Source organism: Vibrio sp. B1FLJ16 (genome assembly GCF_905175385.1).
Classification (GTDB): Bacteria; Pseudomonadota; Gammaproteobacteria; order Enterobacterales; family Vibrionaceae; genus Vibrio.
Map to the genome: position 1 here is coordinate 1,590,072 of NZ_HG992750.1, position 23,668 is coordinate 1,613,739.

The 23,668-nt window shown below is 46.8% G+C and carries 23 protein-coding genes; 10 read left to right on the top strand and 13 right to left on the bottom strand.

Going from position 1 to position 23,668, the window contains the following annotated elements:
• Nucleotides 1–58 precede the first annotated feature (58 nt).
• From KHN79_RS21090 to KHN79_RS21110, 5 genes are all read left to right on the top strand, one after another.
• Nucleotides 59–979, top strand: a complete 921-nt coding sequence (locus KHN79_RS21090) for a siderophore ABC transporter substrate-binding protein (RefSeq protein WP_182011163.1) — start codon at nucleotides 59–61, stop codon at nucleotides 977–979.
• Nucleotides 980–1,068: 89 nt separating this feature from the next.
• Nucleotides 1,069–2,025: an iron chelate uptake ABC transporter family permease subunit gene (locus tag KHN79_RS21095; RefSeq protein ID WP_182011162.1), complete on the top strand. Its 957-nt coding sequence runs from the start codon at nucleotides 1,069–1,071 to the stop codon at nucleotides 2,023–2,025.
• Nucleotides 2,018–2,968 carry an iron chelate uptake ABC transporter family permease subunit gene (locus KHN79_RS21100; protein WP_182011161.1) on the top strand — a complete coding sequence of 317 codons (951 nt, stop codon included), beginning with the start codon at nucleotides 2,018–2,020 and terminating at the stop codon, nucleotides 2,966–2,968. Before KHN79_RS21095 ends, KHN79_RS21100 begins: the two co-directional genes overlap by 8 nt.
• 11 nt (nucleotides 2,969–2,979) lie before the next feature.
• Entirely contained in the window at nucleotides 2,980–3,741 is a 762-nt protein-coding gene (locus KHN79_RS21105; RefSeq protein WP_182011160.1) for an ATP-binding cassette domain-containing protein, read from the top strand.
• Nucleotides 3,742–3,845: 104 nt separating this feature from the next.
• A complete protein-coding gene (locus KHN79_RS21110; protein ID WP_182011159.1) occupies nucleotides 3,846–4,193 on the top strand; it encodes a RidA family protein in 348 nt (115 codons plus the stop codon).
• Nucleotides 4,194–4,295: 102 nt separating this feature from the next.
• Here the strand turns inward: KHN79_RS21110 and KHN79_RS21115 are convergent, their stop codons facing one another.
• Complete coding sequence (locus tag KHN79_RS21115; protein ID WP_259345775.1) at nucleotides 4,296–5,183, bottom strand: LysR family transcriptional regulator; 888 nt, start codon at nucleotides 5,181–5,183, stop codon at nucleotides 4,296–4,298.
• 92 nt (nucleotides 5,184–5,275) lie between these two features.
• On the opposite strand from KHN79_RS21115, the gene KHN79_RS21120 reads away from it, so the two are divergent.
• Nucleotides 5,276–5,590: a multidrug efflux SMR transporter gene (locus tag KHN79_RS21120; RefSeq protein WP_182011157.1), complete on the top strand. Its 315-nt coding sequence runs from the start codon at nucleotides 5,276–5,278 to the stop codon at nucleotides 5,588–5,590.
• Nucleotides 5,591–5,662: 72 nt separating this feature from the next.
• Here the strand turns inward: KHN79_RS21120 and KHN79_RS21125 are convergent, their stop codons facing one another.
• Nucleotides 5,663–6,496 carry a LysR family transcriptional regulator gene (locus tag KHN79_RS21125; protein ID WP_182011156.1) on the bottom strand — a complete coding sequence of 278 codons (834 nt, stop codon included), beginning with the start codon at nucleotides 6,494–6,496 and terminating at the stop codon, nucleotides 5,663–5,665.
• Between the two features lie 123 nt (nucleotides 6,497–6,619).
• Between KHN79_RS21125 and KHN79_RS21130 the strand changes: the two genes are divergently transcribed.
• On the top strand, nucleotides 6,620–7,267 hold the full coding sequence (locus tag KHN79_RS21130; RefSeq protein WP_182011155.1) for a glutathione S-transferase family protein: 648 nt from the start codon (nucleotides 6,620–6,622) through the stop codon (nucleotides 7,265–7,267).
• Nucleotides 7,268–7,390: 123 nt separating this feature from the next.
• On the opposite strand, the gene KHN79_RS21135 is transcribed toward KHN79_RS21130, so the two are convergent.
• The 5 genes from KHN79_RS21135 to KHN79_RS21155 all read right to left on the bottom strand — a co-directional run bounded on the left by KHN79_RS21135 (nucleotide 7,391) and on the right by KHN79_RS21155 (nucleotide 12,522).
• Nucleotides 7,391–8,482 (bottom strand): P1 family peptidase, encoded by a 1,092-nt coding sequence (locus KHN79_RS21135; RefSeq protein WP_182011154.1) that lies wholly within the window; start codon nucleotides 8,480–8,482, stop codon nucleotides 7,391–7,393.
• A 17-nt stretch (nucleotides 8,483–8,499) separates the two neighbouring features.
• Nucleotides 8,500–9,318, bottom strand: a complete 819-nt coding sequence (locus KHN79_RS21140; protein WP_211907289.1) for an ABC transporter permease — start codon at nucleotides 9,316–9,318, stop codon at nucleotides 8,500–8,502.
• Nucleotides 9,319–9,357: 39 nt separating this feature from the next.
• Entirely contained in the window at nucleotides 9,358–10,257 is a 900-nt protein-coding gene (locus tag KHN79_RS21145; RefSeq protein ID WP_182011152.1) for an ABC transporter permease, read from the bottom strand.
• Nucleotides 10,254–11,378 carry an ABC transporter ATP-binding protein gene (locus tag KHN79_RS21150; protein WP_182011151.1) on the bottom strand — a complete coding sequence of 375 codons (1,125 nt, stop codon included), beginning with the start codon at nucleotides 11,376–11,378 and terminating at the stop codon, nucleotides 10,254–10,256. The genes KHN79_RS21145 and KHN79_RS21150 overlap by 4 nt, the downstream gene beginning before the upstream one ends.
• Nucleotides 11,379–11,457: 79 nt before the next feature.
• Nucleotides 11,458–12,522 (bottom strand): spermidine/putrescine ABC transporter substrate-binding protein, encoded by a 1,065-nt coding sequence (locus KHN79_RS21155; RefSeq protein ID WP_211907290.1) that lies wholly within the window; start codon nucleotides 12,520–12,522, stop codon nucleotides 11,458–11,460.
• A gap of 289 nt (nucleotides 12,523–12,811) precedes the next feature.
• Here KHN79_RS21155 and KHN79_RS21160 point away from each other — a divergent pair, with 289 nt between their 5' ends.
• Nucleotides 12,812–13,690: a MurR/RpiR family transcriptional regulator gene (locus KHN79_RS21160; RefSeq protein WP_182011150.1), complete on the top strand. Its 879-nt coding sequence runs from the start codon at nucleotides 12,812–12,814 to the stop codon at nucleotides 13,688–13,690.
• Nucleotides 13,691–13,767: 77 nt separating this feature from the next.
• Here KHN79_RS21160 and KHN79_RS21165 read toward each other — a convergent pair whose 3' ends face one another.
• Together KHN79_RS21165 and KHN79_RS21170 are read right to left on the bottom strand one after the other, a co-directional pair.
• On the bottom strand, nucleotides 13,768–15,264 hold the full coding sequence (locus tag KHN79_RS21165; protein WP_182011149.1) for a CoA-acylating methylmalonate-semialdehyde dehydrogenase: 1,497 nt from the start codon (nucleotides 15,262–15,264) through the stop codon (nucleotides 13,768–13,770).
• A gap of 38 nt (nucleotides 15,265–15,302) precedes the next feature.
• Complete coding sequence (locus tag KHN79_RS21170; protein ID WP_182011148.1) at nucleotides 15,303–16,643, bottom strand: aspartate aminotransferase family protein; 1,341 nt, start codon at nucleotides 16,641–16,643, stop codon at nucleotides 15,303–15,305.
• Nucleotides 16,644–16,742: 99 nt separating this feature from the next.
• On the opposite strand from KHN79_RS21170, the gene KHN79_RS21175 reads away from it, so the two are divergent.
• Both KHN79_RS21175 and KHN79_RS21180 read left to right on the top strand, forming a co-directional pair.
• Entirely contained in the window at nucleotides 16,743–17,657 is a 915-nt protein-coding gene (locus tag KHN79_RS21175; protein WP_182011147.1) for a LysR family transcriptional regulator, read from the top strand.
• 263 nt (nucleotides 17,658–17,920) lie between these two features.
• On the top strand, nucleotides 17,921–19,120 hold the full coding sequence (locus KHN79_RS21180; protein ID WP_182011146.1) for a type III PLP-dependent enzyme: 1,200 nt from the start codon (nucleotides 17,921–17,923) through the stop codon (nucleotides 19,118–19,120).
• Nucleotides 19,121–19,187: 67 nt separating this feature from the next.
• Here KHN79_RS21180 and KHN79_RS21185 read toward each other — a convergent pair whose 3' ends face one another.
• From KHN79_RS21185 to KHN79_RS21200, 4 genes are read right to left on the bottom strand one after another with little or no spacing between them, the layout of a single operon-like run.
• Entirely contained in the window at nucleotides 19,188–20,588 is a 1,401-nt protein-coding gene (locus KHN79_RS21185) for an APC family permease (protein WP_182011145.1), read from the bottom strand.
• Between the two features lie 52 nt (nucleotides 20,589–20,640).
• Nucleotides 20,641–21,933 (bottom strand): FAD-binding oxidoreductase, encoded by a 1,293-nt coding sequence (locus tag KHN79_RS21190; protein WP_182011144.1) that lies wholly within the window; start codon nucleotides 21,931–21,933, stop codon nucleotides 20,641–20,643.
• Nucleotides 21,934–21,969: 36 nt separating this feature from the next.
• Nucleotides 21,970–22,389: a RidA family protein gene (locus KHN79_RS21195; RefSeq protein WP_182011143.1), complete on the bottom strand. Its 420-nt coding sequence runs from the start codon at nucleotides 22,387–22,389 to the stop codon at nucleotides 21,970–21,972.
• A 33-nt stretch (nucleotides 22,390–22,422) separates the two neighbouring features.
• Nucleotides 22,423–23,562 carry a tyramine oxidase subunit B gene (locus tag KHN79_RS21200; protein WP_182011142.1) on the bottom strand — a complete coding sequence of 380 codons (1,140 nt, stop codon included), beginning with the start codon at nucleotides 23,560–23,562 and terminating at the stop codon, nucleotides 22,423–22,425.
• Nucleotides 23,563–23,668: the final 106 nt, after the last annotated feature.

Genomic DNA, 23,668 nt, shown 5'->3' on the forward strand with positions numbered 1-23,668 from the left:
TCATGTTAATGCGTTTTCCAGTGAAGGTGACTGAATATGCAGACCTTTGGGAATCATCATGTTTGGTAAAACTTCTCTTCGTGTAGCAACAAGTACACTGCTGCTTGCCTTAGTACCTTTCGGAACCATGGCAAAAACCTACCAACACAGCATGGGTTCGGTAGAAATTAATGATGTACCGAAACGTGTGGTTGTACTTGGCTATGGCAGCCTTGATTACGTCGATGCTCTTGGGATCACACCAGTTGGTGTACCTAAAACACTACTCCCTACCACCTTGGAAAAATACAAAGGCGATTCTGTGATAAACACAGGCAGCGTAATAGAGGTGAGCTTTGAAACCTTGTTTACCTTGAAGCCGGATCTGATCATTGCAGAAGGCCGCATGGCAAACTCCTACAAAGATCTTAAAGATATCGCACCGACTTATATGTTCGAGATCGATACCAAAGACTACTGGAAGACCACACAAAACCACTGGCGCGTGCTTGGTGACATTTTCAACAAAGAAGAGCGCGCAGAGCAACTAATTGCCGACGTTCAGGCGCAAATAGAGCAACTTCATACAAAAGTGGCCGCTAATCCGCCTCGCGCTCTGACAGTTTCCAACAGCGGTAACAACCTAGCGATGTTCGGTCCCGATAGCCGCTTCTCGTTTGTGTATAACGAAGCTGGCTTTGCAACCTCATCCTCTGACAACGTGAAAGCAAAAGCTGGCAAACACGGTAACCTAATTTCGTTTGAATACATCGCAGACGCACAACCAGAAGTGTTACTGGTATTGGACCGCGAACAGGCAATCGGCCGCAGCAATGGCAAAGCTAAGGCGCTGTTTGATAACGAACTGATTAAATCAACACCGGCTGAAAAGAATAACCGCGTGATGTTTATTGACCCGGCCGCCTGGTACTTAACTGCTGGCGGTTATCAGTCAACTCAAACCATGATTAAAGAGCTAAACCAAGTCATTGTTAACTAAGCAAACCAGTTTAATCACCCTATAAAAGATGGCCTTTCCGCTAATAGCGTGAAAGGTCATTGTCATATCTATAACGTTGTTTCTTCACTATGAAATTACATCATATTTTGGCTTTCGTTTTGCTACTCATCCTTGCCGGCACATCGCTGTTGGTTGGTGTTGCAAACGTCTCTCTATCGCAAATTCTGGCTGGTGACAGCCATAGTCTGAACATTCTTCTGGTCAGTCGACTGCCCCGCTTGCTCGCCATTATACTGGCTGGTGCAGGCCTGAGCATCGCCGGGTTGATCATGCAGCAGATCGTGCAGAACCGGTTTGCAGCCCCGTCAACCACAGGTACCGTGGACTGGGCTATGTTCGGTTATATCATTGCTCTGATCTTCTTTTCCGATATGAGCAGCTGGGTTCACCTCATTACCATTTTCGCTTTTTCAGTGCTCGGTACGGTTATTTTCGTTCGCTTCCTGCAACGCCTGAAGTTTAAGAATACCGTCTTGGTGCCGCTGATCGGCATCATGTACGGCAACGTGGTCTCTTCTATGACGACCTTCGTTGCGTATAAATATGATTTAGTCCAGACGCTCGGCTCCTGGACAGTCGCCAACTTTGCTTCTGTTTTGCGCGGTAATTACGAGTTCTTATATCTGGCGCTGCCTGTATCCTTACTGGCTTACGCCTACGCCAACCGCTTCAGCGCGGCCAGTGTTGGTGAAAGCTTTGCCAAAAACATCGGGCTTAACTACCAGCGTATCGTATTAATTGGTGTCATTTTAGTCGCCGTCTTGTCATCGTCCGTTGTGATGATCGTCGGTATGATTCCTTTCTTAGGTCTTATCGTGCCGAATCTGGTGTCGATCTTCATTGGAGATAACATGCGCCGCAACCTGCCTTGGACTGCTTACGCCGGGGTCATTCTGGTACTGACCTGCGACATTGTAGGCCGTCTGATTATCTTCCCTTATGAAATTCCTATTTCGATGATCATCAGCATCTTAGGTGGTTCTGTTTTCATTTACCTGGTATTGAGAGACAAAGCGAATGCGTGATTCAATTAAAGTTATGCTACTCGCGGTTATCGCAGTACTTATTTGTGCCGTTTTCATCGGCAAAGGATTAACACCTGACAACTACCAGTTTTTCTTATCACGCCGCATTCCTAAAGTGCTGGCGATTGTGCTGGCTGCCATTGCGATTGCATCCTCGTCACTCATTTTCCAGACCATTACCAATAACCGGATCCTCACACCGTCTATTCTCGGTTTCGATTCACTGTACGTGATGATTCAGGTGATATTGGTGGTGATGTTTGGTGGCATGAGTGCATGGGTCATTAACAGCAAAATCAATTTTGCTCTTTCCACCAGCATCATGATCGTGTGTGCGATGACCCTGTTCACCTTCTATTTCAGAGGCCGTCAACGCAACATCTTCACTCTGTTACTGATCGGTATTGTACTCAGCAGTTTGTTCAGCAGTATCACCGGCTTTTTCACTATGGTGACGGACCCGGACGAGTTTAACTTCATTCAGGGTTCTATGTTCGCCAGTTTTAATAACATCAACAGTGAACTGGTTTACTGGTGTGTTGTTCCGATGCTGCTGTGTGGCGCTTATTTAATGCGTATCTCACATAAGTTAGATGTCATGTGGTTAGGCGCAGACAACGCCAAGAGCTTAGGTGTAGACACCCATAAACTGACGATGCAGGTAATGTTTATCATCACGCTGATGGTGTCCATTTCCACCGCTCTGATTGGTCCAATCTTGTTTTTTGGTTTAATTGTCGTGGCGCTAACTCGCCAGGTTTTTACTGGCTACCAGCATCGACTGCTAATTATCGCCAGTTCCGTTTTGTCGGTAGTGCTGTTGTCCGGCGGCCAGTGGGTGGTCGAAAACATGTTCGATTTCAATACCACCATCAGCGTTATTATCAACTTTATTGGCGGCGGTTACTTCTTAGTGCTGCTTATGAAAAATAAATTCGATTAAAGGTTTATCACATGATCCGTATTCAAGGTTTAAGCAAAAAATACAACGACAAATACGTGGTAAAAAATGCTGATGCCCTTTTTCCATTAGGTAAAGTGACCAGCATTATTGGCCCGAATGGGGCAGGCAAAAGTACGCTATTGTCCATGGCGAGTCGCCTGACCGAAAGCGATGCCGGAACGGTCGTCATCGGAGATAAACCACTTGATCAGTGGAACACAGAAGACCTCGCTAAACGCCTTTCCGTTTTGCGTCAATCCAACAACATCAACATGCGTTTCACTGTGCGTGATTTGGTGGCATTTGGGCGTTTCCCTTACTCTCAGGGACGTTTAACCGCAGAAGATAACCGCATTATCGAAGAGTCGATGCAGCACCTGGAGATAGACCATTTGCAGGATCGCTTTATTGACCAACTTTCTGGCGGTCAGCGTCAAATGGCGTTCATCGCCATGGTGGTCGCACAGGACACCGATTATATTTTTCTTGATGAGCCATTGAATAACCTAGATATCAAGCACTCCGTCGATATCATGAGCACACTGCACAAACTGGCTCAGCTAAAAAACAAAGCGGTGGTGATCGTCATTCACGACATTAACTTTGCTTCCTGCTACTCAGACCATATCGTCGCAATGAAAATGGGTGAAGTCATTAAGGCTGGCAACGTAGGCGAAGTCATTGATGAAGCGGTATTAAGCGACATTTATGAAATTCCGTTTATCGTCCAGGAAATCGATGGCAATCGTATTTCTTTATACTACCGACGTTAAAGCCCACAAATCCTATACAGAGTGGTATTCGCGTAAGCGGTATTTCGTTAGTATTTCTGACTGAACAGCTAATTGAAATACAAATAAAAGATAAAAGGCAAGCAATGACAATTGAACGAATTGAATCCACAGAGCGCATGAGCCGTATTGTTAAACACAACGGTACTATTTATCTTTGTGGTCAGACAGCAGGTGATGCTGCGTGGGATATTACCGAGCAGACGCAACGCTGTCTGGACAAGATTGATGCGTTACTGGAAAAAGCGGGTAGCCATCGAGACAAGCTGCTGTCCGTTACTATTTACCTTCGGGATATGAAAGACTTCGCTGAAATGAACAAAGTGTGGGACGCTTGGGTCGCTGATGGCGAAAAACCTGCACGAGCGTGTGTTGAAGCCCGCATGGCAAGAGACGTAATTCTGGTTGAAATGTCGGTAACTGCAGCGCAATAGTCTGCGAAAGCTCAGTAATAAGAACCCATAAGACTCTGAAACGCCACCTTCCCTGAGGTGGCGTTTTGTTTTTCTTCACCTACTTTAAAACGCTGGGTAATTCTACTTTGTCGGGGTGAATGTTTGCTTTAACTCATCAAACAACCACTGAAATACCGGCCCGTTAATTCTGCCTTTTTTAAACACCAGATCGACGGGCGCATTCCAGGGCTTATGATCGAAGGCCACTTTAATTTTATGCAGTTCTCCAGAATCGATTAAGTCATTGACCAAAAATGACGGTAAATAAGCCCAGCCAACCTGCTGCTTAACGAGTTCTAACGCACTGTAGTGACTAGAGCTCCACCATACCTTCGGCGCAATACTGATTAAAGCCTGCGACTCTGTTTTTGCTTTCCCGCGAATCGCGATCTGGCGGAACGGCGCTAAATCCGATTGCAGCTCCACATCAATCTCAGCAAGCGGATATTGCGGGTGACAAACAGGAAGGTAATCAATACTTCCCACGTAGCAAAAATCGACCTGTTTTAACTGTTCAAATTCAGTGAACATCACTCCGATATCTACGTCACCATTTGCAACTTCAGTGGAAATATCACCGGAAGCCAGACTCAGTACATCAATCTGAATCGTCGGAAACTGGCTATCCAAACGCTTAAACAAGTCGGCAAGTTTCGAGTTATAAACTCCGTCGTCGATGGCGATGGTGAGCTGGCTTTCTTCCGACCTTTCAATAGACTGAGCGATTTTCTCAAATTCATCCGCCTGAGCTAGCAGGTTTTTTGCACTGCGCAGCAGGCGTTCACCCGCCGGAGTTAACCTCGGACTTCTGGCCGAGCGGTCAAACAATTCGATACCCAAATCTATCTCTAAGCTACTAATACCGTGACTCACCGCAGACTGAACCTTGCCCATCTTTCTGGCACAGGCAGAAAATGAACCTAACTCAGCGGAGAGCACTAACATCCTGACTTGTTCCAAACTCAACATATGAAAAAATTCGATAGTTACTAACTTTTATCTATCATAATAATCGATAGCATAGCCTGCAAATGTTTCCTTTATTTAAACAGGTGGAATGTATGAGCTGGTTATATCTGCTTTTAGCTGGTGTTACGGAAATCGGGTGGCCGGTTGGCTTGAAAGTGGCTCAGTCGGGGCACAAAGTACTGGGTATTTCTATGGCAATCGTATTCATGGCGATCAGCGGCGCACTGTTATTTGCTGCGCAACGTGCTATCCCTATGGGTACCGCCTATGCGGTCTGGACAGGCATCGGAGCAGCTGGGACATTTCTTGTCGGTATTTATTTCTACGGAGACCCGGCTTCCATGATTCGCTATATCGGCATTATGCTAATTCTGTCTGGCGTGGTCATGCTGAAGCTTGGGCACTAACTCGTTAAAAGCATTAGCGTAGCCATTACTCTATCTGCGTTAATGCTTTCTTAAACGCTCTCGTATATCGCGTTAATCTATCATTGAAAAGTCGGCGCTAGCTAAATCAAATGAGCTAAGCAATGGGTGCTGGTTTACTCCGGACACGAGCACAATATCAACCGCGGGCAACGGTGGCATGTCTGTGAGAATATTAAGATCGTAAGAGACACTCAGTCGCCCCATCGCGCCAATAGCTAACCCTTCTCGAACAATTGCTCTCTGTGCCGATGCAGTATTGCAACAGGCCAGCAGCTGATAAGAAATCCCTCTTTTGGTCAAGCCATCAATCGCGGCCGCATGGTATTTACAGTCTGTCTGGAACAGTGCGAGCGGCAGAGGTTTAGACTTATCTATTTGGTAATCCTGACTGGCAATCCACACACCTTTATCATGTGCAAGCCAATGCCCCTCCTCACTGTCAGGAGAACGCGTCAGTATCGCCGCATCAATTTTACCTTCATCCAGCCACTCGCGCAGTGTAACGCTGGGCTGACTGAACACTTGTATGGAACAGGTCGGCTCTGCTTGTTTCAAAATGCCGATGACTTTTGGCAGAATGGCGTCGTTGTAATCCTCCGGACAACCAAGTCGGAGTGGCTGTTTATCCTGATAACCGCTTACTTGCTTAACCGCTTTATTATGTAACGCCACCAGCTGCTCAGCATGTGCACGCAACGCGAGCCCTGCCTCGCTCAGAACAAGATTGCGTCCTTCTTTAACGAAAAGACCAATATTGAGCTCATCTTCCAGCTTGCGCATCTGGGCACTGAATGCAGACTGAGTTCGGTTAATTTGCTTCGCGGCACGGGTAAAGCTACCCGTTTCTGCAAACGCCAGAAGACTTCTTAAAGCATCAATATCCATATTACGGTCTGTTGATCTATCGGTTTTATTAATGTGTCCTATCAAAACTATCCGTTAGTTTTCGATAACACAATCTTTTAACTTAAATGTTCCTGACAAGAGCAAAAAAACAAGGAAGTATGGATGAAACTTTACATCGGCAATCAAAATTATTCGAGCTGGTCACTGCGAGCATGGCTTATCTTCATGCACTACGACATTGATGTTGAGATCAGAAAAATCAAACTGTTCACCGAAGATTTCTACAACACTCTAGAGGATGTTACGCCAACCGCCAAGGTTCCGACGCTAGTTGGAGATGATGTGACCGTATGGGATTCACTGGCCATTCTCGAATACGTTAATGACGCTTATTTAAATGGCAAGGCGTGGCCACAATCTCTTTCTGAGCGGGCTAAAGCAAGAGCGGTATCGGCCGAGATGCATTCCGGATTTATGGCGCTGCGAAATGAAATGCCGATGAACTGCCGCGCCAGGAGGAAAATCACGTTAAGCAGCCAGGCACTCAAAGATATTGAGCGTATTGATCAAATCTGGTCTGAGCAAATGGCACAATACCCAGACGGCTGGTTATTTGGCGAGTGGTCGATTGCCGATGCCATGTATGCACCGGTGGTACTGCGCACTCTTACTTACGGTATTCCATTGTCTGAGAAGGCAATCCAGTATCAACAAAAGGTACTGAAAAGCGAGACTATGCAACGCTGGCTGGCAGAAGCGAGCTTAGAAACCGATATCGTCGAGGAAGATGAAGCGGGCGAGCCAGCCTAACTCCCCGCATAACCGGACATACAAAAAAGAGCCTATGGCCAAATGGGTACGTTCTGGTCAAAGGCTCTCATCTCGCTAATTAGTAATTAAATGCTATTTGTTCGCTTACTTACACACTAAAAGTTACACACTAAAAAACCGGTCAACGTGCTTAACCAGCTCGCCAGTATCAATGGCTTTACAGTTGTACCCTGCCGGCTTAAACGTCATTACATCTTCAGCTGCGACCATGGCGTTAACCACGGACTCTTCAACCGCCTGAACCGCAGCTAGGTAAAAATCGTCAAACAACTCGTCATTTACACAAGTCATCGACGCGTAATTACCAGAGAGCTGCGGAAGATCCTGTGCGTTCGCGGTACTAAATGCCAAAAAGATATCGCCCGAGTTATTCCCGCCAGGCGAACCATTTCGTCCGATACCAATCGCCGCACGTTTTGCCATGCGTTTAAGCTGATGCGGTAACATAGGTGCATCAGTGGCCAGGATAACGATGATGGAACCCATCTCTTTCTCCTCCGGCATCATCTCATCTGGCATATATTGCCCGACAGGTACGCCGAGCACATTAAACCAGGGACGAATACCGTGATTCGCCTGTACAAGCGCAGCAACGGTATAGCTGTCATCACCAACACTGACCAGCCGGGAAGAGGTCCCCGTTCCGCCTTTAAAACCGTAGGCGATCATCCCTGTACCACCGCCAACGTTCCCTTCAGCTATCACACCGTCTTCCGCACTGTCTAATGCATCAATTGCGTCTTGCTCAGTCACGTGCATCGCATTGATATCATTCAGCACACCATCATAAGTTTCTGCCACAACCGGCATTGCCCACAAATGATTGTCTGCCCACGCCTCTTTATAGTGATTCACCATCCATTTAACCGTGGCGTGATGAGTGATGCCGACTCCGTGAGTATTGGTGATCATCAGTGGTCCGCAGAAATATCCACCATCCTGAATCCAGTGAGTTCCGGTCATTTCGCCGTTACCATTAAGCGCATAACTTCCCGCCCAGACAGGCTGTGGCGTCTTTGAGTACCCGCGAGGTAATATCGCAGTTACGCCCGTTTGAACCGGCGAATCAAGATCGTGTTTAATTAGCGTTTTATAACCAACCAGCACTCCGGGAATGTCAGTTATCGCGTTATTAGCCCCTGTCACACCGGGAAACGGAAGGCCTAGCTCTCTCGCTCTGAGTTTTTTAGTCATATCCAAACTCCATATCCTTATATTGAGCTTTTCTTAGATTTAAAGTAGATACCCGCATACGCGATAACTAATGAGAACAGCAGCATTAGTGTTGCTATCGCATTGATTTCCGGTTTGATTCCTTTTCGGATCATGCTGAGAATGTACACAGGTAAAGTGGTCGAATCCGTACCACTGATAAAGTAAGTGATCACGACGTCATCAATAGAAATGATGAAACTAAGCAAAGCGCCACCTATCACTCCGGGAAGGATCAAAGGCAGAGTCACACGTTTGAATGTTTGCCATTCATTGGCACCCAAGTCAGCAGACGCACTTTCTAATAGCGGGTCCATTCCTGCTAATCGAGAGCTGACTACGATGAATACATAGCTGATTAAGAATGTACAATGACCAATGACGATAGTGGTTGAACCTAAGCTCAATCCCGAACCAATAAAGAATATCAGCAGCGCAATCCCTAGCACGATGTCTGGCATCACCATAGGCACATGCATCAGCATTTTGTAAAACGGCTGTAGCTTGAAGCGGAACCGCGCCAGCGCCAGTGCAACCATAGTGCCCAATACAGTGGAAATGACGGTAGCACTGCTTGCGACCATCAAACTATTCTTGAGTGCATTGAGCAACTGACCTGTTGAATCAATGTAGGTGTCTGGCAACTGCATTTCGGTTTCCATGCCGAACATGATTCGGTACCAATCCAAACTCGCCCCAGCCCAGTTCATAATGTTTACCGAGTTAGAGTTGAACGAGTACACCACAATCAAAATTACTGGTGCATAAAGAAAAATAAAAAACAGCAAACTGTAGGTCGATAAAATCCGTTTAAACATCGAGTTCCCTTGCATACTATATGTCCTTACTGAATGCCGTTACTGGTTTGCTGGAGAGCGATTGATTCGGTAGAAAAACACACTCAATAACACCAACATGAACAGTGTGATGATCATTGATAACGCAGCACCAAAAGGCCAATTTCTCGCGTAGAGGAATTGCTGCTCAACCATGTTGCCAATCATCAGAACCTTGGCTCCGCCGAAAAGCTCCGGAATCACAAAGTTGCCCAAACTCGGGATGAACACTAAGACACTGCCAGCCATAATGCCGGGTAGTGTCATTGGGAATATCACTCGACGGAAAGTAGTAAAAGGCGTAGCTCCGAGATCTTCAGAAGCCTGAATAAGCCGAGTGTCTAGTTTCTCCACGCTTGAGTAAATCGGCAGGAACATAAACGGAACAAAAATGTACACCATGCCGATGATCACGGCAGTACCTGAGTACATAATGCTCAGAGGTTCCGAGATGACCCCTGTCCACTCTAAAAACTGATTAGCAAAACCGGAATCGCGCAGAATCAGAATCCATGCGTACAGGCGAACAATCATGCTGGAAAAGAAAGGAAGGGTTATCAGTAAGATAAACAGTGACTTCATCTTAGGTGATAAACGACTGATCCAAAACGCGACCGGGTAGCAGACCACTAAAGAGCAGATAACCGTTGCGGCAGCCAAGCCGATTGAACGGAATAAAATCTCCAAATAAACAATATCGAACTCTTCATAAAAACCGTCAGCCCAGCCCAGAATACGCCCGTAGTTCCAGTGGTAGAAACTCCACTCTACTCCACCATATAGTCCCGGTTCCAAAAAGCTGTAAGTCAGCATGATCATTAACGGAATTAAAAAGAACACGCCCAAAAACAGCGATGTCGGGGATAGCATTACTAGCAGGGATACCTGCTCTCTGGAAAGCGTCTTTGAGGATGGTTTCATGCAACCTCCCGCTCAGAGTTCCTTTCGATACTAATCACATGAGGGGCGTTGACCTGATAATACATAGTCACAGTATCACCGACATGAAAACTGCCATCACTGCGACGAGCCAAGGCTGTAACAGACTGGCCGTTAGCTAGCTTACCATGCAACTGATAATCGGCACCGACGAACACGATCTCTTCGATGGTCATATCAACTCCATGCGTTAACCCTTGTTCAACAGCTGATTTCAGAGAAAACTGCTCTGGCCTCAGTAAGAGTTCAATGCTGTCACCAACACGGTAGTTACCCGCTTCGCAGAATACTTTTATTCCATCGCAATCAATAACCGCAACGTGATTTTCCACCAGTATTACCCTGCCATTAAACAAGTTACTTTCGCCGATGAAAGTCGCGACAAACTTATTTTTAGGGGTATGGTAAATCTCATCCGGCGTCCCCATCTGCTGAACCTTACCGCCATTAAGCACGACAATACGGTCTGACATGGTTAACGCTTCTTCTTGATCGTGTGTCACGAAAACAAAGCAGATACCGAGCTCTGTTTGTAAACGCTTCAGCTCCAGCTGCATCTTCAGGCGCAGGTTCTTATCCAGTGCAGACAGAGGCTCATCGAGCAACAAAAGCTTAGGTCGGTTGATAATGGCGCGCGCCAGAGCAACACGTTGCTGCTGACCACCAGAAAGCTGAGAAGGAATCCGCTTTTCAGTACCACTAAGGCCAACCATTTCTAACGCTTCTTTTACGCGCTGGTTGCGCTCGGCCTTGTTCACTTTCGCGACATCCAGTCCGTAGCCGACGTTGTCTTCGATGGTCATATGCGGAAACAGAGCGTAAGACTGAAAAACGGTATTAACAGGACGCTTATGGGCAGGCAAAGCAACGATAGACTCGTTATCAATTAACACATCGCCTTTATCTAGGCTTTCAAACCCCGCGATGATTTTAAGAAGTGTAGTCTTGCCGCATCCTGATGGCCCTAACAAGGTAATGAACTCTTTTTTGGCGATGGAAATATCAACCCCATCAAGCGCTTTAATCACACTACCTTCCGGAGTGGTAAACTGACGAAAACCACGGCGTATGCGAATGTATTCTTCGGATAGTGAATCTGGCATCTAAATCACCATTCAATATTGTTGAATACGGACCTTAAGCTCATTGAAGATTAAGTTATAAGCCCGTATTTTTGATCAATTAATGAGTACGGATCTTGGTCCAAACACGGTCATACAACTTGATGTCTTTACCTAATTCAGCAAAGAGTTGCAGTTTTGAACGAACTTCAGCCGACGGGTTAATGCTTGGGTTATCGCGAATGTACTCAGGAAGAAGGGCAACCGCATCTTTGTTGACTGAACCATTCATCTGCTGTTTGGTATTCAACGCAGCGATTTCAGGCTGAGTGAAAAACTCTAAGAACTTTTTCGCATTGCTCTTGTTTGGCGCTGACTTAAGCACACACATGTTTTCCTGGTACATGGTCGCGCCCTCTTTAGGGATCACGTAACCAAGCTCATCTGGTGTCTGGAACACATACAGCATTGCGCCGACATACCATTGAGCAGCTGCAATGTCACCCGACTGCACCAGCGGCGCACTGTCATAGGTAAAAGAAGAGACGTAAGGTTTTTGTTTGATGATGAACTCTTGCGCTTTTTTCAGATCATCACGGTCTGTCGAGTTCACACTCTTACCGTGTTCAATCAAACCGACACCGATCACTTCACGCATGTCGTCCAGCATAGCGATCTTCTTGCCCTCTTTAGGCAAATTGAAGAACTCCTCCCAGGAGTCAATCGAACTCACGTGCTTCTTGTTGTAAAGGATACCGACTGTACCCCACGCGTACGGCAGACAGTATTCACCTTTAGGGTCTGATTTGGCGTTTAAGAAACTGGTCTCGATATGTGAGAATCCCGGATACTGGTTAATGTCGGTTTTCTCCAGAAGGTTAAGATGCGCCATGATGTCCTGCATATGTACCGACGGAAAGACGATGTCGTATCCTGTCGCGCCAGCCTGCAGTTTCGCTAACATTTCTTCGTTAGAAGTGTAAGTATCGATGCCGACTTCAATTCCGGTTTGCTTGGTAAATTCATCCAGAACCGCTGGGTTGATATAATCCCCCCAGTTGTAAAGCTTAAGAGTTTCCGCAGAAACGGCTTGCTGAGACAGTCCCAGCCCCATCATTGTGATTAAAGTAAGTGCTGTTTTTTTACTAACTAAGTGGGGGTAACTCTTAACATTTAATGCCTTCATGTATCCACCTTCCATGTGTTTAAAGCAAGCTGTTTAAAACGTTTCGAATTCACAGAATCATCATCTTTCCGATCTCAATAACAATTCTTTTATATTGGCATGTTTATTTCAATATCAGGATATGTTAATCATCTAACATAATAATTAACCCCGTATAAACAGGGTGTTAAATATCATTCTTTAAAACAAACCAGAAAATCAGGGCAAATCTTCTAACGTTAGGCACTGTCTTGGTGCAACATTTTCGCAACAATCACCACAGTGGTGCAGCCAAACACAAGGAGGTGTTATGGTGAATACATTCACGAATCCGTCGGACGTAATGATCAGTTCCGCTACAGCACAAAAACTTAAGTCTTTGATCCCCAAACTTTCTGTTTCAGAAGCAAGGGTGGCGCAATATATTTTGCTCAATCTCGAACAGATCAGTTTCGAAACCGGAACTTCTATTGCGGAAAAAGCAGCGGTCAGTCAGATTACTGTAAGCCGATTTCTGAAACGTGCCGGATACCACGGAATAGCCTCTTTAAAAGAAGAGGTGAAACGAGAGCAGCTAGGACAAAACTACAAAACGGACACGAATGCTCCGCTTGATAGCCTCTATCAGGAGCACATGAAGAACGATATGCAGGCTTTGATGCGTCTTTACGAACAATTTGGTACAGGTACGTGGGATGGGATCGTCGGTTGTGTCAGCGCAGCTCGAAAAGTCTATGTGACCGGATTTCAGTCCATTCGGGGTACTGCCGAAGATGTAACGCGACGTCTTTCTTTCGCACGTGATAACGTCCAGTATCTCTCTGCTCACGACGGAATGCTGGCAGAATGGCTGGGAATGGAAACACAACCCGCCAATCAGAAAGGTTACGATGTGCTTATCCTGCTGGATATTGTGCCCTATGCAGTCGAAAGCAGACGACTTTGTGATGAAGCCAGAAAGCGTAATATTCAAATAGTCATCATCACTGATGAGTTCTGCTACTGGGCAGAAGAGTATACCTCGCACATATGTCACACTAAATCTAAAGCGGATTTGTTTCTGGAATCGACGTGGGGAATCGTGATGGCAGCGAACATGCTGGTACACAGTGTGGCCGCTAAAAGCCCTGACAGCCAACAGCGAGTAAAACGCTGGAACGCTCTGTCAAAAAGCATGAACTTGTTCTAAAGATAAATTATGCAATTAAATAACCTTCCCCCAGCCTCAGAGCCGGGGGAAGGCATACTTAACCGAGAAAGTGAACGTTACTTGCTGCTTGGGAAAGCAAATTGCGCACCTTCGTTAGTTTGCGGTTTCGGCCATTTCTGCGTGATCGATTTACGGCGCGTGTAAAAACGCACACCGTCTGGACCATATGCATGCAGATCGCCGAACAGTGAACGCTTCCAGCCACCGAAGCTGTGGTAAGCCACTGGCACAGGTAACGGTACGTTTACACCTACCATGCCCGCTTCCACTTCATCGCAGAAGATCTCTGCCGTTTCACCATCGCGGGTAAAGATACAAGTCCCGTTACCGAACTCATGTTCGTTAATCAGCTGAATCCCTTCTTCAAGCGTGTTTACACGTACAACACACAGTACCGGGCCAAAGATTTCATCCGTGTAGATCTTCATCTCAGGTGTCACTTTGTCGAATAGACTGCCACCAATGAAGTAACCGCTTGAAAAGTCAGGAACCGAAAGACCTCTACCATCGACGACTAACTCTGCGCCTGCTTCAACACCGCTTGCGATATAACCTGCGATTTTTTCCAGATGCTCTTTAGCAATCACAGGTCCCATATCAACAGAGTCTTGCGTATAGGCACCGACTCGCAGCTCCTGAATCAGCGGAGTCAGTTCTTTAACCAGATTATCTGCGACCTCATCACCCACACACACGGCAACAGAAATCGCCATGCAACGCTCGCCGCACGAGCCAAACGCCGCTCCCATAAGTGAGTTAACTGTGCTTGATACTTCAGCATCCGGCATGATAATCGCGTGGTTCTTCGCGCCGCCAAGTGCCTGAACTCGTTTACCACGCTTGGTGCCTTCTGAGTAAATGTATTCGGCCACAGGTGTTGAGCCAACAAAGCTCATCGCTTTCACTTCTGGTGCTTCAATTAATGCGTCGACGACCTCTTTTCCACCATTTACCAGATTTAACACGCCACTTGGCAGGCCTGCTTTATGTAACAGTTCAACGATAAACAGCGTTGACGCCGGTACCTTCTCAGACGGTTTAAGAATAAAGCAGTTACCGCAAACAATCGCCAGCGGGTACATCCAGAGCGGCACCATCGCCGGGAAGTTAAATGGCGTAATACCGGCAACGATACCGACTGGTTTGTGATCACTCCATGCATTAATACCAGGGCCTGTGCCTCGGGTGTACTCGCCCTTTAGCAGTTCCGGCGCGCCACATGCGTATTCCACATTCTCAATACCGCGCTGAAGCTCACCCAGTGAATCTTCTATCGTCTTGCCATGCTCTTCACTGATCAAGCGCGCGATTTGTTCCTGGTTCTCTTCCAGGAGATCTTTGAACGCAAACATGATGCGTGCTCTTTTCAGCGGCGGCGTCTTGCTCCACGCCGGGTATGCTCGCTTGGCCGCTTCTACTGCCTGATTAACGGTTTCCGCGGTTCCCATCTCAACCTGACGAACTGCCGCACCTGTGGCTGGATTGTAAACATCAATAGTTGAACCAGAATGTGAGAATTTATCGCCGGCAATAAAATGTGAAATAACGTCCATGCTTTAATTTCCTTTTGTTAATTCTTAATTTCTAATACTTAATTTAGTTGATTCAATGTTTCGTAAACCGCGTCAAATAGACGCTCAAGATCATCGGCTTTAGCATTAAAAGTCGGACCAAACTGAATCGTGTCGCCACCTGAGCGAACATAAAATCCTTTTTCCCAAAGAGATAATGTACATTCGAACGGTCGAATGGTTGGATCATTGTCTCGCGGGGCGATCTGAATGGCGCCAGCTAAGCCGCAGTTTCGGATATCGATAACATGGTTTGCACCCTGAATCGCATGCAGCTTGTCTTCGAAGACAGGCGCGAGTTCACTCGATTGCTGAATTAATGCATCTTTTTCTAACAGATCCAATGTCGCTAAACCTGCGGCACACGCAACCGGATGCGCGGAGTAAGTATAGCCATGGGCAAACTCGATCATATGCGGCGGTAAATCCTGCTCCATAAACGCCTGGTAGATTTCATGGGACGTGATCACCGCGCCCATCGGAATGGCACCGTTGGTGAGCTGCTTAGCAGTATTCATAATATCCGGAGTCACCCCGAAGTACTCAGCCCCACTCCAGCATCCCATACGTCCGTACGCCGTAATCACTTCATCAAAGATCAGTAGGATGTCATGCTGATTACATATTTCACGCAGACGCTGCAGGTAACCTTTTGGTGGCACAATCACGCCCGCGGAACCTGACATTGGCTCTACAATAATCGCCGCGATATTTGATGCGTCATGCAGTTCAATGAGTTTCAAAAACTCATTCGCAAGTTCCACACCACCGGTTTCCGCACAGCCTCTGGTGAAGGCTAATTCAGGTTGCAGCGTATGCGGGATATGATCAGCATCGACTAACTGGCCGAACGTTTTTCTGTTTCCGCCAATGCCGCCCAGACTGGTGCCACCAAAGTTAACGCCATGATAACCACGTGCGCGACCAATTAATTTGGTCTTCGACGCTTTACCCTTCACACGCCAATAAGCTCTAGCCAGCTTGAGTGAAGTGTCGGCACATTCAGAGCCAGAGCCGGTATACAGTACATGATCGAGACCTTCTGGCATCTTCTCGACTATTCTCTCCGCTAGCTTAAACGAAAGCTCATGGCCAAACTGAAATGCCGGAGAGTAATCCAGAGTGCCCAACTGTTCAGCAACCGCTTTTTGGATCTCCTGACGGCCATGTCCGGCACCGCATGTCCATAATCCAGACAGTGAATCGTAGATATCACGACCATTGGAATCTTTCAGCCACGAGCCTTGAGCCTGAGTGATGATGCGAGGGTTTTGATGAAAGCTGCGATTGGAAGTGAATGCCATCCAATGAGCGCAAGAATCTGTATCGATTCCGTCTTGTGCAAATTTGTAGTTACTCATCGCTATACTGTCCTTGTAGTGATTAGGGGCTGTTGACCCTAGACTTATTTTTAGCACATGAGTATGTTAAGTAGATTATAAATTTACTTTACGATAGTTATGAAAAATCTCAACAATAAAAAACGAAGCGTCATTAATCAGATCACCGACTTTGATATCAAACTGATCCGCTTGTTTAAAACCGTTGTCGAGTGCGGCAGCTATACCGCGACAGAGCCCGTTCTCGGTATTACTAAATCGGCGATATCCTTGCAAATGAGTGATCTTGAGAAGCGATTAAACATGAAGCTTTGCCACCGAGGCCGAGGCGGCATCACCCTAACCGACGAAGGTGAAGCAGTATTAGAATCTGCCGATATTTTGCTTGCTTCGGTTGAGCAGTTTCGAAATGACGTGAACCAAATCAATAATGAGCTGAGAGGTGAGCTTAATATCGCCCTGGTCAATAATTTAGTCACTCAGCCACACATGAAAATCACCCAGGCGCTAAAACATATTCGCCAGATGAGTGAGAAAATTAATATCAACATCACGATGTCGACACCAGCGGATATAGAAAAAGGCTTGATCGATGGGCGCTTTCACGTCGGTGCTTTCCCTGCCAATAACCAAAGTAACAACTTCGATTACCGGACTCTATATAACGAAAGTTACTACCTGTATTGCAGCAATGAACACCCATTTTTCGGTGAAGGCGATCATGATACAGAGAGCCTCAAACAGACCAATTCCGTCATCACACGGCACAGAATGTCTCCCGAAGTCACCGACCTTTATCAAAAGCTCAAATGTACGGCAACAGCGTCCGATCATGAAGGTATTACTTTCCTCATATTAACAGGGACTTACATCGGATTTCTGCCGCAACACTACGCCGACTACTGGTGTAACAAAGGTCAAATGCGTCCGCTGTTCCCCGATACATTTCAGTTCAGTTCTGATATCTCGCTCGTGACAAGAAGTGGATTAAAACACAACCAAATCATCAATAAATTCTTAGAAATCATAGAGTAATGATTAATAACAAATAGCTATCCTGACGATAAAAAAATTCTACTTTATTTGCGGCATTTTTTATTGCGCATGAAAACTTATGACCTTAATATCGCGCTGCTTCTTGATGATAGCCAATCCGAGTACATCACAGCAGTTTTGTGGCAAGGCGATAGAGCAACTATCCAAGAGTTTCTTTGACGGCGGTAACCCCGCTTTTATTGACGCTCCACTTTTCATCACAATGCACGTGAAAAGTGTCTACTTAACTTTGGAGGTTTGCTATGGCTCAATCTGCGTCTGTACTAGGTTTTCAATCTTTTTCTTCTCCGGCTCTACCTGCGGAGACTGTCGATCTTATCCAAACTTCTGTTGAGCAATTTGGCGCGCCATTACTGATGCTTGACTGCGATATCATTCGTCAAAATTACAGAGCACTAAGCCAAGCACTACCGAATGTCACTCTGCACTTTGCTCTTAAGCCGCTGCCACACCCGACAGTAGTCAAAACTCTGCTGGAAGAAGGTGCAAGTTTCGATCTAGCGACTTCTGGTGAAGTAGACTTAGTGAAACAGCAAGGTGTACCAGCAGAGCGCACGATTCACACTCACCCTATCAAACGTGACCGTGATATTCGTGATGCACTGGCCTACGGCTGCCACGTATTTGTGGTTGATAACCTGAACGAATTAGAAAAATTCAAAGCGTACAGCGAACAGGTAGAACTGCTTGTTCGCCTGAGCTTCCGTAACTCTGAAGCTTTCGCAGATCTGTCTAAGAAGTTCGGTTGCATGCCAGAGCAAGCGCTGAACATCATTGAAACAGCGAAAGAATGGAATATTCGTATTAAAGGCTTGTCATTCCATGTCGGTTCACAAACCATGAACCCACAAAAATACGTTGATGCAATCCGTACCTGCAAACAAGTGATGGATGAGGTCGTAGAACGTGGTTTACCAGCATTAAGCACCCTCGATATCGGTGGTGGTTTCCCAGTGTCCTACTCTGAGCAGGTGATGCCAATCGCAGAGTTCTGCGTACCGATTAATGAAGCATTAAACGAGCTACCAGAAACGGTTCACATCATTGCGGAACCAGGCCGCTTTATTGTTGCGGAGTCTGTTACCAGTGTTGCATCGGTAATGGGTCAAGCAGAGCGCGACGGTCAGATGTGGTACTACCTGGATGATGGTATCTACGGCTCGTTCAGCGGTTTGATGTTCGATGATGCGCAGTACCCGTTGGTGACGCTAAAGCACGAAGGTGAGTACTTACCTAGCGTGTTGTCTGGCCCAACCTGCGACAGCATTGATGTGATCGCAGAAAACGTGATGTTGCCAAAACTGGAAAACGGTGACCTGATCATCGGACGAATGATGGGCGCTTACACCAGCGCAACAGCTACAGATTTTAACTTCTTCAAACGTGCAGAGACCATTGTTATCAATGAGTTTGAGGAAGGCAGCCAACGCATGTTTGGTTAAACATCTTTACAGGTTAAACACAAAAAGCTCCCGACAACGGGAGCTTTTTGCTTTACAAATTTACCCACTAATCCATATCTGGTTCGAACAGATTACGCTTCATATAGAACTTGACCCAAACCGCGCCGATGGCAATCACGAGCGCTAAAATACCGCCTGTAATGGTATAGACGAGTGATGTCATCTCTGGTGAAGGAGAGTTATTCAGTGCAACATAACCCATCCCGATAATCCCAAGGATTTGTGGTACAGGATAGAAAGGCGTTTTATAAGGACGCTTGTGCTCCGGCATACGTTTACGTAAAACGATGACATTAATATGTGCCACCATGTACGCCAGCAGCCAACTTGTTGTTGCCGCAATCACTAACACAATCAGTGAGTCAATATCGAGGAACAAGAACGGTACTGAAGTACAGCCAGCCATCACAACAATTCCTACCCAAGGTGCGTCAAAACGGTTTAGTGCCTTAAACTGAGGGAAGACCTGATCTTGCATCGCCATACCATGCAGCATTCTCGGGATAGAGGCTAAAATAGTATTCACCGTGCTGCAAGTTGCCGCCAGCGCCATCACAGTCGCAATGACTAACCCTGCCTGGCCGAAGACAGCATTGATGTAATCGAGATAAGGAATTGGCGACCCGACTAAAGTATCCACGTTAAGGTATAAGCTGGCACCATAAGCAAAAGCCAGAAAAATCGCGAATATCAAAATTAAAGAGAGATGCATAGAACGGGGGATATTCTTAACCGGATTTTTCACCTCTTTGATCATCGGGCAGATAAACTCAACACCAACCATCAGCCACATTGCCAACGCGACTAAGCCAACAAAACTGCCATCAATCACACCACCGAAGCTCCAGTCTACCGTGGCACCCGACAATTCAGGATGTGGTTCACTTAATCCGGTTATCGCACAAAGGCCAACCAGAATAAGCGCTGCAACCAAAATGAACGCCAGCAGGTTCTGAACACGGGCAAAGACATCCGCGCCCACCATGTTCGTTACACTAAGCAAAACAAGGATACCTAGAGGCACCACTTTCTCTGGAAGCACACCCGGCAATAACTCACTTAGCATCGCATCGACTAAGAACAACTCAACCGGCAGCGCCAGCACAGACACCACGACATAACCAGCGAACACAGCGACAATCGCCGGAAAGTGGCCGATTGCTTTTTGCGTGTAAGTAGCAAGCGATCCTTCCTGAGGAAACATTAGCGAGAGTTCTGCAAAACTCATCGCATTAAACTGCGCCAAAATAAAAGCGGTAAACATTGCGGCGATAAATGCCATCCCACCCAAGCCGATGCCCTGTGTCGCGGAAATCATCGCCCCCTGAACAATAACCAGACCAATACAGATCGCCATCATTGTTCCGAGACCAATTTTTAACTTTTGATTCTTCGTTGCTGATCCTTCAGCTATATGAATTTTGTTACTTCTGACTAATTCGTTCATAACCCTATTCCTTAGATTACTTAAATCAAAATACTTATTTAGATTGGTAAAGCTACAATCGTTTGAAACGATATGGGTCGGGATTGACTAGCGGTGTTGTGCCACTAATCAGATCAGCAGCTAACATCCCTGCCGCTGGCCCAGTACCAAACCCATGTCCGGAAAATCCAGTCGCAATCGTCAGTCCGGGTATTGCATCAAGGTGATCGATTACTGGCTTGGAATCCGGCGTGATATCAATCAGCCCTCCCCACTCTTCTGCGATTTCAGCGCGCTGAAAATCTGGCCAGGCCTTTCGCAGATTGGTAAGCGCTTCCTGATTTAATCCCGCGTTATGCTCCGGGTTCATCACGCGAATCTCTTCGAACATTGAAGATTTATTGCGTGACCAGCGTTTTGAGGCTTTCATTTCTTCAATAAAATGTCGCCCGACTGAAATACGCAACGCATCGCGTTGTTGTTTTAGCTGACCTAAATAACGGTGGCCGATGAGAAAGTGGTCGAGCGTAAGCCGCGCTTCAATCGCTCCGCGCTGCATGATGACAAAGCCACCATCCAGGTGTTTACGAAATGAAAAATTCGGCCCCGCAACCGCAATATCTGTCGGGCCGTCCATCGGCTTGGAGCGCATCACGGAACAAACCAAAGGTAAAGAAGGCAGCGACACGCCGTGGTTACTCAAAAAGGCTCTGGACCATGCACCACCAGCTAGCAGCACTTGCTCACATCGAATCTCACCTTTCTCCGTGAGCACCCCGCTGACCTTTCCGCCAGACAAAGACAAGTTACGTACAGCACAGTTCTGGATAATTACCGCTCCTTTCTCGATGGCCGCTTTCGCCATCGCACTGGTGGCGATGGAAGGTTCAGCTCTGCCATCCGAGGCGGTATAGATTCCGCCCAGCCATTTGCCTTCACCGCCGGGCACCATCGCTTTGATGTCTTCAGCACTCAAAAGTTTGGAGTCCAGAGATAGCGACTTAACCGATTCAAGCCACGATTCATAAGCGCCCATCTGCTTTTCGCTATCAGCCAGGAACATAATGCCGCTTTGCTTGTAATCCACATCACGGTTGATTCTTTCTGGCATACCTGCCCATAGCTGGTCAGAAGCGATTGCTAAAGGAACATCATCCGCGTGGCGATTGGTTTTACGAATCCAACCCAGATTACGCGAAGATTGCTCTGCGCCGACAAAACCCTTTTCAATCACTACAACAGGAATGTTTCTCTCTGCCAGGGTAAGCGCCGCATTAACTCCGACAATACCGCCACCGATAATAACAACACTGGTTGTTGCCGGAAGGTCGTTTGGGGTTTCTACGAATTCGAGTGTTTTTATCATGTCTACATCCTTTTCATATGATAAGAATCTGCCTTGCTAACCGATAACTCGCAGTTCGGTTTCGCTACCAGAGGCGCCCCGGTATGCCGTTACTTCCAGCTCAACTTTGTAAATACTGGAACCGAGTGGAGGGCAGGTGACGGTGGTCGTCGGATCAATGCCTCTGAACTTACTGCCAATGTGTTCCATTACTGCACTGACGTCCTCCGGATTTTGGATAAACACCTTAGAAGTCACTACATCCGCTAAGCTGGAATCCACCGCAGCAAGTGCGCGCTCGATATTCTTAAAGACCTGATCAGTTTGCTCGAAAACATCTTCCGGCATTTCGTTGGTTTCCGGATCCCGACCCGCAGTGTTAGATACAAATATCCAGTTATCTACGGTTACGACGCGCGAGTAACTTGCAATCTCTTCGAATCGGGACCCGGTTTTTACCTTGATGATTTTTGCCATCACTCATATTCCTTTTTTGGTATGTCTTTCGATTTAGCTGAGTACTGGTTCATCCCATAAGTTCAGCGATACGCCGATGCCTTTCTCAATAGCATTGCGGTAAATTTTGGTCGCCCACGCCACGTCTTCAACCGGCATTCCGCCCACTGACATCACAATAATTTCTTCATCATTTTTACGTCCCGGTGTAGCACCCGCGACAATATCGCCCAGATCTTCCAGTTCGTTGGCAGACATCTCTCCCGCATCGATCATGTCCATAAAACGCATCCCCACCAGAGGAATGATGTTGTGTGTAGGTTTCGGTACTTCCTCAAACCACGCCTGATATAACCCTTTGTTATCCATAACTTTACGAACATCCGATTTTTCCATCCCTTCATCGAGACGACAGCTGGCAGGCATCGCAAGAAACGCACCCGGTTTTACCCATTCGCGTTTCACTTCCGGATAAGTGGATGGGTCACCGGTTTCACCGGAGTTGCAATAAGTCACCAGATCAGAACCACGAACCGCCTCTTCTACGGTATTCACAATCTGTACATTGGTGATTTGAGGGTAAGAAGCCGCTAGCCATGTCATAAAGCTGTCTAAGCTCTTTTTGCCACGACCTTTGATTTTGATGGTGTCGACCTGAGGACAGGCCGCGATGAACGCTGCAACAGTGGTTTTGCCCATAACACCAGGGCCAAGTAAACCAATCACTTTTGCGTCATTTCTAGCGAGGTAGCGTGCTCCGACTCCCGGTACAGCACCAGTGCGGTATGCAGAAAGCAGGTTAGCCGACATGTACGCCAGTGGTGCACTGGTCTCAATATCATTCAGGATAAACATCAGAATCGAGCGGGGAAGACCTTTCTCACGGTTGGCAATGTTCGAGCCATACCACTTCACTCCACACGTCTGGAAATCACCGCCAAGGTATGCAGGCATCGCCATTAGACGGCGGTCTGCGGTCGGTTTCGGCATGTCAGGGAAAGGAGACTCATCGGGAAAAGTGACCATCGCGCCGTGCGAATCGTTGTTCGCACCTGCCATTCGGTAGTCACCTTTATGGAGCAGCGAAAACATCTCCTCCATTGTGTCGACACACGCAGGCATATCCGTAACGCCCGCTTTAATCATGTCCTGTTCTGAAAGGTAGATAAAATTAATTTTAGTGCTGTCTGACATAACGCCACCTATATCCGTATAGTTTGTTGTTTGCTGCTTCATGCATTACCTAAAAAATGAGTTCGGGATATTTCCGTCCTGACCCATTGCTTTCGATACTATTGGG